Source organism: Anaerocolumna sp. MB42-C2, assembly GCF_030913705.1.
Classification (GTDB): domain Bacteria; phylum Bacillota; class Clostridia; order Lachnospirales; family Lachnospiraceae; genus Anaerocolumna.
In genome coordinates, this window is sequence record NZ_CP133190.1 from 5,999,084 (window position 1) to 6,012,433 (window position 13,350).

Consider the following 13,350-nt stretch of genomic DNA (forward strand, 5'->3'; position numbering starts at 1 on the left):
CTATTTCCAGATATAAAGACAGAGCTTTTATTTATGAGGAAAGTACTCTAAATTTCCACATAAAATTAATGCCCTACCGGATAAGAAGCACATGACGAGCCAGATACAGATGTAACTGAGGTGATAGCAGTCAGCGATGGAGTCTGGATAGTCAGACACTTTATTATTGTATAAGATAACCGGGTGGTCTCTCCGATTTATGCCCAGGCAAACAATTATTAGATGTCATCTTCTCCGCGGTCAATCTGCATTACCTGTCTCTTTCTTGCAAATTCATCGTTATCTAAATATTCATCATATGTTGTTACTTTATCTATTAAACCGTTAGGTGTAAGTTCCATAATACGGTTTGCAATTGTCTGAATAAACTGGTGATCCTGTGAAGTAAATAATAATACTCCTGAGAATTTAATTAAACCGTTATTAAGTGCTGTAATGGATTCCATGTCCAAATGGTTAGTTGGTTCATCCATAAGCAGTACATTAGCACCAACAATCATCATTTTAGATAACATTACACGAACTTTCTCACCACCGGATAGGACTCTGACCTTCTTTACGCCCTCTTCACCGGCAAATAGCATTCTGCCTAAGAAACCACGTACATAAGTTACGTCTTTCTCCGGAGATATTGGCATTAACCAGTCAACAATGGTATCATCGGTATCAAAATACTTGGTATTATCTTTCGGAAAATAGGATTGATTTGTTGTTATTCCCCATTTATAATCCCCCTCATCCGGTTCTAATTCACCTGCAAGGATACGGAAAAGTGTCGTAGTTGCCTGAGTGTTAGGGCCGACAAAAGCAATTTTATCATCACGGCTTACGGTAAAGGATATGTTATCCAGAACTTTAATTCCGTCTATAGTCTTTGAGAGATTGGTAACAGTAAGGACTTCATTGCCGATTTCTCTGTTTGGTCTAAAATCAATGTAAGGATATTTTCTGCTGGAGGGACGAATATCATCCAATTCAATTTTTTCAAGTGCCTTTTTACGGGAAGTTGCCTGTTTGGATTTTGAAGCATTGGCACTGAATCTTTGGATAAATTCCTGCAACTCCTTGATTTTTTCTTCTTTTTTCTTATTTGCTTCTTTCATCTGCTTAACCATTAACTGACTGGATTCATACCAGAAGTCATAGTTACCTGCATAAAGCTGGATTTTTGCGTAGTCAATATCAGCAGTATGGGTACATACCTTATTCAGAAAATATCTGTCATGGGACACAACGATAACTGTATTTTCAAAATTAATCAGGAATTCTTCCAACCAGCGGATCGCTTCCAAGTCCAAATGGTTTGTAGGTTCATCTAAAAGCAGAATATCAGGATTACCGAACAGTGCCTGAGCTAATAACACCTTAACTTTTTCACTGCCGTTTAATTCACTCATCAGTTTGTAATGAAGTTCAGTTTCAATGCCAAGACCGTTTAGAAGAGTCGCTGCATCGGATTCTGCTTCCCAACCGTTTAGCGTTGCAAATTCACCCTCCAGTTCACTTGCCTTAATACCGTCAGCTTCCGTAAAGTCTTCTTTCGCATAGATAGCATCTTTTTCTTTCATAATATCATATAGACGTTGATTACCCATAATAACAGTATTCAGGACATCATATTCATCATACTTAAAATGATCCTGCTGTAAGAAAGATAATCGCTGTCCGGGTGTTATAATAATATCCCCTTTGGTAGCTTCCAATTGACCGGAAAGAATCTTTAAAAAAGTAGATTTACCGGCACCGTTTGCACCAATCAGACCATAACAATTACCTTCCGTGAATTTAATATTTACATCTTCAAATAAAGCTCTTTTGCCAAGTCTTAAAGTTACGTTACTTGCTTGTATCATTTTTATACCTCTCGATCGTTCAACGTGTTAAGATTCATTTTATATTTTAACGTAAATTTACTATTTTGCAAGTGTTTTATTGTATTTTGTGAGAATCTGGGACTTAATAGGGATTTTAACTGCCGGAGTTTCTTTATAGAAAGAAAATATTAATATAAATGTATTCATAACTATGGTATAATCTGGGTTAGTGTATAGTTAGCAACAATTATAATCAACCATTTTGGTGTAATTGACTTTTTATGGTTTCTTCTATAAAATGAAGACAATATTATATTATAAAGGAGATGCCAAGGCTTATGAATCGTGTCAGGAGAATGGCTTTAAAGGCCCTCACGTATCCTATAGATTTAAAGAAACACTATAAGCTTCAACGTAAGTTATTTATTGCAGCACATCCTTATATTAGGCCGTTATATAATTTATTAGATAAAAAAATTATGTTTGAAGACAGGGAAATTCCTGTAAGGATATTTAAACCCAATAGAAGTAAAGCATTTAAGGTTTTATTATTTTTTCATGGCGGAGGCTGGGTTACCGGGAATATTGACAGCTACAGTTATATTTGCGCAAATATGGCTAACGTAACAGGTTATGTGGTAGTTTCCGTGGATTACAGCCTGGCTCCGGAATTTCCTTTTCCCATTGGTGCAGAAGATTGTTATTATGTGGCTAAGGCGATATTTACAGATCGTAGTATATTCCATAAGGTGCCGAAAGAGATTGTTTTAATAGGTGACAGTGCGGGTGGAAATCTTGCGGCTGTTGTATCCCTGATGGCCAGGGACCGAGGAGAGTTTCTGCCGTCAAAACAAATTCTTATCTATCCCGCCACTTATCATGATCATAGTGATAATTCACCGTTTCCATCCGTACTGGAAAACGGAACGGGATATCTTCTGACTTCTAAGCGAATACAGGACTATATGGATTTATATGTAACGAAGGAAGAGGATCGTTATAATCCTTATGTAGCACCGCTTTTAGCAGACGATTTAAGTAACCAGCCCCAAACACTGATTATAACAGCGGAGTATGATCCCTTGCGGGATGAGGGGGAAGCATACGGTATGCGTCTTATAGAATATGGAAATACTATAACCATAGAGCGCATAAGTGATGCACTTCATGGTTTTCTGTCTCTGCCCAGGCAGTCTGTTTATGTTATGAAGTGTTATGAGATAATAAACCGATTTTTAAATGAAGAGATATAGTACAAACGGTCTCGCCAAGAACATGCGGGCCAAAAGACTCGGATATGAGGCTTTTGAAGAATAGAAAAAGACACTATTCTTCAGGATTTGTGCCCAAAGAGCATGGGCGTTAGTGTGAAATAATACTTAAAGAAAGGATTGCCATATGTAGATTCTTTGACATTGTGAAACTTGTTTCACATTTTATTATGTGGCTATAACACAAACAGATGTGTTATGCAATGGGTATGAAGAATGAAACATCGAAAAAAGGTTGAATGGACCAGGCTTGATAATGCGGCGAAGATTTTCCCGCCTACCAGTAATGAAAGGGATACAAAAGTTTTCCGGTTCGCCTGTGAATTATTTGAAAGGGTGGATCCGGTTCTATTACAAGAGGCCTTGGATGAAACAATAGAAATATTTCCTCTCTATAAATCCGTATTACGAAAAGGGGTATTCTGGTACTATTTTGAAATGAGCAATATACGGCCTGTTGTAGAAGAAGAATCCCTTCCTGTTTGTGCAAGAATTTATAATGAGAACAGAAGAAATCTTCTGTTTCGAGTCTTCTATTATAAAAACCGTATAAATTTAGAAATTTTTCATGCGCTTTCGGATGGTACAGGAGCACTTTGGTTCATGAAAAGTTTATTATATCAGTATTTTACCAGAAAATATAAGGAGTCCTTAAAGAATACAATACCAAAGATGGATTATGACGCTTCTCTCAGCCAGAAGATGGATGACAGTTTCTTAAAACATTATACCGGTAAAAAACTGTCGCTGGTGGTTAAAAGTGAGCGGGCCTATCACATTAGGGGAATCCGAAGAGAAGAAAACCGGATGTGTCTGGTAGAGGGAACCATGTCTGTTAAGTCAGTTCTTAATGTGGCACATGAGTATAATACAACCTTAACCGTATATCTGACAGCTTTGTTTATGTATTCTATCTATAAAAATATGTCGGAGCGAGGTAAAAAACACCCGGTAGTCTTATCAATCCCTGTAAATCTGCGTAATTATTTTGAATCGGAATCAGCCAGGAATTTTTTCAGTACGATTAATATCGGATATCATTTCGGTAAGGGAAATAACGATTTGCAGGAGGTAATAAAAAGTGTAAATGAAAGTTTTACAAGGGAATTAACGGAAGAACATCTGAAAAACCATATGGAGAGATTAGCTTCGCTGGAACATAATGTATTTACAAGAGCAGTACCTCTAGTACTTAAGGACGTTACCTTAAAATTAGCGAACCGTATCAATGAAAGAGGTATTACAGCGGCTCTTTCCAACATTGGTAAAGTAACTATGCCCGTTGAGTTTGCGCCTTATATCAGGCAGTTTGAGGTATTTACCAGTGCCAGGAGGCCACAGATATGTATGTGTTCTTATGGAGATAATCTGGTAATCAGCTTTACCTCACCTTTTACCGATACGGACATTCAGAAAACTTTCTTTCAGATTCTTACAAAAAAAGGTATTGATGTAAAGATAGCTACAAATCTTTAACAGGAGGTAGAATCATGCAATATTGTGAGCATTGTAAGGTTCATATTCGGGGCAACCGTAAATATTGCCCATTATGCCAGAATACATTATCCGGTTTGGGAAGTGAGGAAGAAGAATTATTTCCCGATATACCGGTAACCTATCAATATAATTTAATGATACGGGTAATGATGTTTATATCTATTAGTATCGTTGTAGTCAGTTTGGCTGTAAATGCCATGTTTCCTGTGAATGTAAACTGGCCGATGTTTATTATATTTGGAATTTTGTGTATCTGGATCAGCCTGGCTATGGTAATACGCAAAAGACATAATATACCTAAAAGTGTTATCTGGCAGGTTGGTGTTATATCGGTATTGGCTGTTTTGTGGGATTGGAAGACAGGGTGGAGAGGCTGGTCTTTGGATTATGTAATTCCAATTGTCTGTGTTGTTGCTATGATTGTAATGTATATCACAGCAAAAATTATGCGGTTAGGTGTCAGGGATTTTATAATATACATTGTATTGGATAGCATATTTGGCATAATTCCCATATTATTTCTTCTGTTAAACCTTCTTCATGTAAAATATCCGTCCGTTATTTCTATATCAATTAGTGTGTTATCACTGGCAGCCGTTATTTTGTTTGAGGGTGATAATATCAGGGAAGAGTTAAATAAACGAATGCATCTGTAAAGAGTCTTATATAACCGGAGATAAAAGTTAAGTAATTTTTTAATCGGGAGGATAGATATGGCAAAAAAAAGTAAGTCAGGTTTTATATTAGAGAAAGGCAATCCCCTGCTCCCTGGTGTAACCGTATTAAACAATGGAATTAATTTTGCCGTATCTGTATATGGCAGTGATACCTGTTGTTTAAACCTATATGATAAAGATACCGGCTCACTTAGAGAATCTGTAGTACTTACGAATCAAAACAGAACCGGCAATGTATTCTCTGTACTAATTAAAAATCTTGATATAAATGGGATAACCTATACATATCAGGTTAGGAATAAGGAATTTATAGATCCTTATGTCAAACAAATCTATGGAAGAGAATTATATGGGAAAGTTTTAAGTGCAGAGGAAACGAAACTGCTACGGGGAGGTATTTATCAAACCGGCTTTTCCTGGCAGGGAGAGTGGCCGCTTCATATTCCTTATTCTAAATTGATTATTTATAAATTACATGTGCGGGGGTTTACCAGACACCCGTCATCCGGGGTTACGAATGGTGGAACATTTCTTGGAGTTGTTGAGAAAATACCACATCTAAAAGAACTGGGAGTCAATTGCCTTCAATTGATGCCAATCTATGAATATAATGAAATAATCGGACAAAATGGATTCAACGGTAATCATAAAATGAATTATTGGGGATACAGCAATGAAAATTATTATTTTGCTCCCAAAGCTTCCTATTGTGCAGAACCATCACACCAGGCGGATGAATTAAAATATATGATTGATACCCTTCATAAAAATGGGATAGAAGTAATTATGGAGATGAATTTCGTAAAAGGATTAAATCCCGGTTTCATCCAGGACTGCCTGAGATTTTGGTATTTGGAGTACCATTTAGATGGTTTTAAGGTTTCTTCGGAAACGGTACCGGGAATTCTCATAGGTACGGATCCAATTCTTGGCAAGGTGAAACTGCTGGCTGAGGGGTGGGATGTAGACAGGATTTATCCGAAAGATATGGTACCTGATTTTAAGAATCTTGCTGAATATAATTCGGGATTTTCCGTAGATACAAAACGTTTCTTACGAGGAGATGAAGAACAAACCCCCGCCGTGGCAAACCGAATGAAAAAAAATCCGGATAAGTGCGGAGTCATCAATTATATAACAAATCATGATGGATTCACTTTAATGGATCTCTACTCTTATGATGTGAAACACAATGAGAAAAACGGTGAGAATAATCAAGATGGAGCAGATTATAATTACAGCTGGAATTGCGGAACAGAGGGTAAAACACAATCCAAGAAAGTACGGTACTTAAGAAAGAAGCAAATACGTAATGCTTTACTATTACTATTTTTAAGCCAGGGAACTCCACTTTTATTAGCCGGAGATGAATTTGGCAATTCTCAGGAGGGGAATAATAATGCGTATTGTCAGGATAATGAAATTTCCTGGCTGGACTGGGATTTATTAGAGCAAAATAAAAGTTTATTTCAATTTGTGAAACAATTAATTAAACTTCGAACGGAACATCCGATTTTGCATATGGAAGAGCAGCTCCGCAATATGGATTACATAGCCTGCGGATTACCGGATATATCCTTTCACGGAATCAAAGCCTGGTATCCGGATTATAGCCATTACAGCAGAGTAGTGGGTGTTATGCTGGCCGGTAATTATGTTAAAATAAACAGGAATGAAAATGACCGGATTTTTTATCTGGGATTTAATATGCATTGGGAAAACCACGGTTTTGATCTCCCAAAACTGCCTGCCGGCAAACAGTGGTATGTGCTCTATAATTCAAATACGGAAAATAATATCATGGAGGAGCAGCTATTAATCAATCAAAGAATCTATGAAATACCTGCCAGAACGGCAGTTGTTTTAATCAGTAAATAAGGGGTGTAAGTGTGAAGAAAAAGCATCTTCACACTAAAAGAACTCCGAAATGAGCACGGAGGGTGCTCATTCCAAACTTCTTCCCCAATTATTTGAGATGCCACTTGCGCGGCAATTTGTTTGAAAGAGTGAAAGAAAATATAAAAAAGAGGGATGCCACATGGGATTCTTTCACTCATTTTTAATGGTGGCAATATCGCAGGCAGCCTGCGATATGTATGGGGTGTAAAATATGAATGGTTATGTATTGAAAATGATTGCCATAATAACAATGTTTATCGATCATACGGCAGCTATATTAATTCCCTCAGATACAATTGCATATTTAATATGCAGAAGTATCGGAAGACTGGCTTTCCCCATATTTTGTTTTCTATTAGTGGAGGGTTTTATACATACCAGCAACGTGAAGAGATATTTATTAAGATTAGGGCTTTTTGCACTAATTTCCGAAATTCCTTTTGATTTGGCATTTTCGAACAAATCACTGCATTATGGATATATACTTCAACAGAATATATTCTTTACGTTGTTCATTGGATTAGCAGTTATTTGTTTCATGAGTATAATTGATTTAAAATTTGCTAAAAATGTATTTATACGTAAAGGATTGGATTGTCTCGTGGTAGTATTGGGGTGTGTTTTAGCAACTGTACTTGCCACGGACTACGAATTTATGGGTGTTTTATTGATTGTTGCATTTTATGTATTCCGCTTTAATAAATTTCTGCTTACTCTTGCAGTTTTATTAGTTAACGTATCTTTTGGATTAGGATTACAGGTATTTGCGGCGTTATCTATGCTGTTCATCTTGTTTTATAACGGAAAAAGAGGTCACCAGGGAAATAAATATATATTTTATATTTTTTACCCAGCTCATATCTTACTGTTATATTTTATCAGCCTGCTTCCTATATTTAATTAAAATGTACGGGGATGAAAAACACTTCACCCCCGTTTACGTTCACTTAACTTTCAAAGGCTTCAAAGCTGGGTTTATAAGGTCATTCCATGAGAGTAATCGTGGACATCATCGTAATTATAGTAGTTTGGATCCTGGGAGCTTCCGGACAGGTCATCTGATACCACGGAATTTTTCTCCGGAAAATAGTAAGGCATCTGTGTATCAAAATCTGTTACACTGTTTTTACTGGGAAATCGATAATAACTTCGTTTATTGTGATCAAAATACATAATTTGCCCTCCAATCTTATCCTTCTTACTGAAGTCCTTTTATTACTTTACATGTTTATTAAAACATGCTATTTTAGTGTTTGTAATATAGGAGGAAATATACATGATTTCTTTAAAAATAATTGATATAAAAGCATTTATGAACAGTTTATTGATTCAAAATGTATTCGATAATTTTTTGTTATCGGAAATGCAGATTGTAACGTTTAATCAATTCCATCTATCCGGACGACTAAATACCGAGTATTATTCTGCAGACGAATTAGAGTTAATAGAAGGAAGACAATATGCTACCTGGAGTGAAATTAAACCTATTGCCTATTCATTAATCAAAGGAAATAAATTACCATTGTCCATTAAAATTATCTTATTATTATCACCTGCCAATACGGAAAAGGTACTTAAAAGATCAGGAATTGCTATACCAATCAGTGATATAAACGGATTATTTTTAAACATCCGGTTTGATAAGGGAAGTTTATATTTAATTACCGGTACTTCTATGAAAAGTTTTAATATGGATAAAACTCTCGAGCATACCTGGGATGATGATTTAAGACTGTTTTTAAAACACTATGAAATTGCTGCCGAGGAAGAGTAACAAATACAACAAAAAATTTTATGTATTTGTATATTTTTTGAATAATTCATATCTTTGGTAAGATACTAATCTTATAAAATATTGATAATAATCGTGATCTGACCGGCAGAATGCAAAACATTTTGCCGGTTATATTACTGTTATGGGAGAAGTGAAAGTAAATTTGATTAAAGAAAGGAAACCACAAGTGAATTTTTTCACATTTTTATCTTGTGGAAGTATCGCAGGCCAGCCTGCGATATGTGATGGGTGTAAAATATGAGTGCAGTACTGGGACCAATACATTATTGGTTGTATAATAAGATAAAGATGCAGGATCATTTAGTTGAAAGGGTCATAAATTTAGCAGAGAATCAGTTTTCGGAAATGGACTTAAGAAATCAATTAGCGAATAACTACGGTACTTTAGAGAAGAAACCGCTGGAAGATATGATTGATTCATCCAATATCCATGGATGGCTTTTGGAGAGAGTAAGCTTAGTAGAATACCGGCTGGCTTATGCCGTAACGTTTTTACTTAAAAATGATCCGGATTCTATGGATAAATTACAGGTATTAGTTTGGAATATGGGTGAAGAGATATCCGCAGCCTATCATAATAAAGATGCGGCCGAAATATATAAGAATCTGAATGATATACTTTTAGACGGAATGCCCTGCGATCATGTTAATCTGGTGATATCACAGGATGAAAAAGAAGTTATCTGGAAGCGGAATGTATGTGTACATGAAGATTACTGGAATGAGGTTGGTGGCGATATTAAGACATATTATTTACTGAGAGATGAATTTCTAAAAGGGTTTGTTACTGGGGCAGGTGCCACATATATAAAACAGGATGAAACCACCGGTAAAATAACGAAATAATCAATATAATAAGTAGGTTGTAAAGTTAATAGAACCGGATAAATAATATGAATATGCCGGGTTTAAGCGGCAGACAGGAGTTAGTAATGAACAGCATAGAGCTAATGGTGGAAGAACATAAATACATTAAACGTATGTTAAAAGTAGTAAGAAAAGCTTGCTTTTTAGTAATGAAAGGGCAGGAAATAGATTATGAGGATTTTAGCAAAATGATAGACTTTATTCGCAATTTTGCTGATAAACATCATCATGGCAAAGAAGAAAAATTCTTATTTAAAGAAATGCAGAGCCACTTAGGAGCAATCGGAAATAATCTTGTAACCCATGGAATGCTTGTAGAACATGATTTGGGAAGACTCTATATCAGTGACCTGGAAGATGCACTGAACCGGGTAAAAAACGGAGAGGAAGAAAGTAAATTAGATGTAATCAGCAATGCTGTAAGCTATACACATCTTTTGAACAGGCATATTGATAAAGAAGATTCCGTTGTTTATGTATATGGAAGTAAAAATCTGTCAGCGGACATTATAGAAGATATAAACCAAAAATCAGAAGTTTTTGAACAAGAAGCAAAAGATCAGGGGATACAGGATCGATATAAGCAGATACTGGAAGAACTTGAGGGTAAATATAAATAATCTAAAATTGGTGGATTTTATAATGATTGACATTTATTCGTAATATAAGTAAAATATATGAAATGAGGGAATAGTTGTTATATTTCATATAATAAGGAGGTTATTTATGTTACAATTTTTCAACAAAAAGAGATTAATAATGTTAGCCATTTTTAGTTTATTTATTTTTATTTCTATTGCATCTGTTGCTTACTATCAAAAGCCAAATTTTAAAATAAGGAATGACGGCATAGTAGATAATTTTTCTATAAATAGTAAAAATCAGACTTATATAGGAAGATTATATACTAGGGATGTTCAATATTTGGGTAAAGTAGATTCTGATATAATAGATAAATATGTACAGAATTTAAAGGCACCCGATAATGCTATTGCAATTAACATAAAATTTTATAATCATAATAATGATTTAAAATATGAAGCAAGTAAAGTACTTATTAACTAGCTTTTGTTTTAATTGTTTATTAGAGGAGCTGTTGCTATAGATGCACATCTCCTTTTGTACAGAACTTGGAATTGGTAAGTGGAACATCCTATGAATATCTTTAAGAGAAATTTATCTTGTTAGCACTCGTTTGAAATGAGTGCTAATTTTTTCTTGACAAAATTGTGCAGTAGTATTAATATTATTTTTATCAAAATTAAAAATAATAAAAATAATATAAAGGAGCGATTTTATGATGAATGAACATGGTAGCTTATCAATTAATTCGGAAAATATATTTCCCATAATTAAAAAATGGTTGTATTCCGATCATGACATTTTTTTCAGAGAAATAATATCAAATGGCAGTGATGCGATTACAAAGTTAAAAAAGCTTGAACTTATGGGTGAAGTAACACTCCCGGAAGATAATAAATATAGGATTGATGTAATTGTGAATCCGGAAGAAAAGACTTTAAAATTCATAGATAACGGTATTGGTATGACCGCCGATGAAGTAAAAGAATATATTAATCAGATCGCTTTCTCCGGCGCAACTGACTTTTTAAATAAATATAAGGATAAGGCAAATGAAGAACAGATCATCGGTCATTTTGGTTTAGGTTTTTATTCTGCATTTATGGTTGCAGATAAAGTTACCATAGATACTTTATCCTGGCAGGAGGGTGCAGCCAGCGTTCATTGGGAATCAGAGGGCGGAACGGAATTTGCCATGGAAGAGGGAGACCGTGAGATCAGAGGTACGGAGATAACCTTATTCTTAAATGAAGACAGTTATGAATTTGCCAACGAATACCGTGCTAAGGAAGTAATTCAGAAGTACTGTTCTTTTATGCCTGTAGAAATCTACTTTAAAAATGCCAATGCACCGGAAGAAACAGAAGCGGTCGATGAAGCAGATGAAACTGCAGAAGAAGAGAATGTAATAGATGCTTCCGTAGATGAGAACGGCAATGTATCCGAGCAGGAGGAAAAAAAGGACGAGGACTCCGAGGCTAAAGAGGGTGAGAAGAAAGGTCCTAAAAAACCGGAACCTATCAATAACACGACACCGCTTTGGACAAAACATCCTAATGATTGCACGGATGAAGAATATAAAGAATTTTACCGCAATGTTTTCCTTGACTATAAGGAACCGCTGTTCTGGATCCATCTGAACATGGATTATCCTTTTAATTTAAAAGGTATTTTATATTTTCCGAAGCTAAATACGGAATATGATACCCTTGAGGGAACAATTAAGTTATATAGTAACCAGGTATTTATTGCTGATAATATAAAGGAAGTTATTCCGGAATTCTTAATGCTGTTAAAAGGTACTATCGATTGTCCGGATCTTCCGTTAAATGTATCCAGAAGTGCACTTCAGAATGATGGATTTGTTAAGAAGATATCCGATTACATTACGAAAAAAGTTGCTGATAAACTTTCCGGTATGTATAAAGTGGACAAAGAAAATTATGAAAAATTCTGGGATGATATCAGTCCATTTATTAAATTCGGCTGCTTAAAAGATGATAAATTCCGTGATAAGATGAAAGATTTCATTATCTTTAAAAATCTGGAGGGCAAATATACTACATTACCGGATTATGTGAAGGCAAGCAAAGGAAAAACGGATACGGAAGCTGATAAAGTTGAAGCAGCAGAAGCAACAACTGATAAAGAAACCAAGGATAATAAAGACGAAAAAGAAGAAAAGAACATTATCTATTATGTAACCAACGAGCAGCAGCAAAGCCAATATATTAATATGTTTAAAGAAGAAGGCATTGATGCATTGATATGTACCCATAACATAGATCAGCCGTTTATTACCCAGTTAGAGCAGCAGGAGAAATCATACCGTTTCCAGAGAATTGATGCTGATATTACAGACAGTTTTAAAGAAGAAGCCATTGAAGAAGATGCATTAAAAACTGAAAATGAAAAACTGACAGAAATTTTCCGCAAAGCTTTAAACAAAGAAAAACTTGAAGTAAAAGTTATGAAATTAAAGAATGATAAAGTATCCTCCATGATAACTCTATCCGAGGAAAGCCGCAGAATGCAGGATATGATGAAGATGTACAATATGTACGGAATGGATCCCAGCATGTTCGGCACGAATGAAACTCTAGTATTAAATGCCAATAATAAACTGGTTAAATATGTATTTGAAAATCAGGAAGCAGAGCATGTACCTATGATTTGTGAACAACTATATGATCTTGCTATGTTAAGTCATAAGCCTCTTGAACCGGAAGCTATGACCAAATTCATCAGCAGAAGCAATGAAATTATGCTGACATTAGCCAAATAAGAATCAAATCTGATTTAACAAACTGCAGTTTATTTACTACTATATTTTAAGATAAATTTAAACTGATTTATAAAAAAATTTTAGAAGCTGATAAAAATACACTGGAATACTGTATTTTTATCAGCTTTTTATGTTATTGGAGAAGTGACCTTATGATTTAGTG

At 35.1% G+C, this 13,350-nt stretch carries 12 protein-coding genes; 10 read left to right on the top strand and 2 right to left on the bottom strand.

Features of this window, described 5'->3' with window-relative positions:
- Positions 1–218 precede the first annotated feature (218 nt).
- Complete coding sequence (locus tag RBU59_RS26540) at positions 219–1,853, bottom strand: ABC-F family ATP-binding cassette domain-containing protein (protein ID WP_308145476.1); 1,635 nt, start codon at positions 1,851–1,853, stop codon at positions 219–221.
- Positions 1,854–2,152: 299 nt separating this feature from the next.
- On the opposite strand from RBU59_RS26540, the gene RBU59_RS26545 reads away from it, so the two are divergent.
- The 5 genes from RBU59_RS26545 to RBU59_RS26565 all read left to right on the top strand — a co-directional run bounded on the left by RBU59_RS26545 (position 2,153) and on the right by RBU59_RS26565 (position 8,062).
- Positions 2,153–3,067: an alpha/beta hydrolase gene (locus RBU59_RS26545; protein ID WP_308145477.1), complete on the top strand. Its 915-nt coding sequence runs from the start codon at positions 2,153–2,155 to the stop codon at positions 3,065–3,067.
- A gap of 234 nt (positions 3,068–3,301) precedes the next feature.
- The gene (locus tag RBU59_RS26550; RefSeq protein WP_308145478.1) at positions 3,302–4,561 is read left to right on the top strand and encodes a hypothetical protein; all 1,260 of its coding nucleotides are present in this window, start codon (positions 3,302–3,304) and stop codon (positions 4,559–4,561) included.
- A gap of 14 nt (positions 4,562–4,575) precedes the next feature.
- Positions 4,576–5,238, top strand: coding sequence for a DUF6320 domain-containing protein (locus tag RBU59_RS26555; protein WP_308145479.1), 663 nt, complete (start codon positions 4,576–4,578; stop codon positions 5,236–5,238).
- Positions 5,239–5,295: 57 nt separating this feature from the next.
- A complete protein-coding gene (locus tag RBU59_RS26560; RefSeq protein ID WP_308145480.1) occupies positions 5,296–7,137 on the top strand; it encodes an alpha-amylase family glycosyl hydrolase in 1,842 nt (613 codons plus the stop codon).
- Between the two features lie 232 nt (positions 7,138–7,369).
- Positions 7,370–8,062: a TraX family protein gene (locus RBU59_RS26565; protein ID WP_308145481.1), complete on the top strand. Its 693-nt coding sequence runs from the start codon at positions 7,370–7,372 to the stop codon at positions 8,060–8,062.
- 71 nt (positions 8,063–8,133) lie between these two features.
- On the opposite strand, the gene RBU59_RS26570 is transcribed toward RBU59_RS26565, so the two are convergent.
- Positions 8,134–8,331: a hypothetical protein gene (locus tag RBU59_RS26570; RefSeq protein ID WP_308145482.1), complete on the bottom strand. Its 198-nt coding sequence runs from the start codon at positions 8,329–8,331 to the stop codon at positions 8,134–8,136.
- A 103-nt stretch (positions 8,332–8,434) separates the two neighbouring features.
- On the opposite strand from RBU59_RS26570, the gene RBU59_RS26575 reads away from it, so the two are divergent.
- The 5 genes from RBU59_RS26575 (at position 8,435) to htpG (ending at position 13,187) form a co-directional block, all read left to right on the top strand.
- Positions 8,435–8,932, top strand: coding sequence for a DUF5721 family protein (locus RBU59_RS26575; protein ID WP_308145483.1), 498 nt, complete (start codon positions 8,435–8,437; stop codon positions 8,930–8,932).
- Positions 8,933–9,190: 258 nt separating this feature from the next.
- Positions 9,191–9,799: a hypothetical protein gene (locus RBU59_RS26580; protein ID WP_308145484.1), complete on the top strand. Its 609-nt coding sequence runs from the start codon at positions 9,191–9,193 to the stop codon at positions 9,797–9,799.
- 86 nt (positions 9,800–9,885) lie between these two features.
- Complete coding sequence (locus RBU59_RS26585; protein ID WP_308145485.1) at positions 9,886–10,440, top strand: hemerythrin domain-containing protein; 555 nt, start codon at positions 9,886–9,888, stop codon at positions 10,438–10,440.
- A gap of 106 nt (positions 10,441–10,546) precedes the next feature.
- Positions 10,547–10,885, top strand: a complete 339-nt coding sequence (locus RBU59_RS26590; protein WP_308145486.1) for a hypothetical protein — start codon at positions 10,547–10,549, stop codon at positions 10,883–10,885.
- 232 nt (positions 10,886–11,117) lie between these two features.
- On the top strand, positions 11,118–13,187 hold the full coding sequence (gene htpG / locus RBU59_RS26595; protein ID WP_308145487.1) for a molecular chaperone HtpG: 2,070 nt from the start codon (positions 11,118–11,120) through the stop codon (positions 13,185–13,187).
- Positions 13,188–13,350 lie beyond the last annotated feature (163 nt).

What these genes read in the sequence shown, in the direction of transcription:
- RBU59_RS26540 (WP_308145476.1), bottom strand. Translation starts at nt 1,853, where the DNA reads ATGATACAAGCAAGTAACGTAACTTTAAGACTTGGCAAAAGAGCTTTA.
- RBU59_RS26545 (WP_308145477.1), top strand. Translation starts at nt 2,153, where the DNA reads ATGAATCGTGTCAGGAGAATGGCTTTAAAGGCCCTCACGTATCCTATA.
- RBU59_RS26550 (WP_308145478.1), top strand. Translation starts at nt 3,302, where the DNA reads ATGAAACATCGAAAAAAGGTTGAATGGACCAGGCTTGATAATGCGGCG.
- RBU59_RS26555 (WP_308145479.1), top strand. Translation starts at nt 4,576, where the DNA reads ATGCAATATTGTGAGCATTGTAAGGTTCATATTCGGGGCAACCGTAAA.
- RBU59_RS26560 (WP_308145480.1), top strand. Translation starts at nt 5,296, where the DNA reads ATGGCAAAAAAAAGTAAGTCAGGTTTTATATTAGAGAAAGGCAATCCC.
- RBU59_RS26565 (WP_308145481.1), top strand. Translation starts at nt 7,370, where the DNA reads ATGAATGGTTATGTATTGAAAATGATTGCCATAATAACAATGTTTATC.
- RBU59_RS26570 (WP_308145482.1), bottom strand. Translation starts at nt 8,331, where the DNA reads ATGTATTTTGATCACAATAAACGAAGTTATTATCGATTTCCCAGTAAA.
- RBU59_RS26575 (WP_308145483.1), top strand. Translation starts at nt 8,435, where the DNA reads ATGATTTCTTTAAAAATAATTGATATAAAAGCATTTATGAACAGTTTA.
- RBU59_RS26580 (WP_308145484.1), top strand. Translation starts at nt 9,191, where the DNA reads ATGAGTGCAGTACTGGGACCAATACATTATTGGTTGTATAATAAGATA.
- RBU59_RS26585 (WP_308145485.1), top strand. Translation starts at nt 9,886, where the DNA reads ATGAACAGCATAGAGCTAATGGTGGAAGAACATAAATACATTAAACGT.
- RBU59_RS26590 (WP_308145486.1), top strand. Translation starts at nt 10,547, where the DNA reads ATGTTACAATTTTTCAACAAAAAGAGATTAATAATGTTAGCCATTTTT.
- htpG (WP_308145487.1), top strand. Translation starts at nt 11,118, where the DNA reads ATGATGAATGAACATGGTAGCTTATCAATTAATTCGGAAAATATATTT.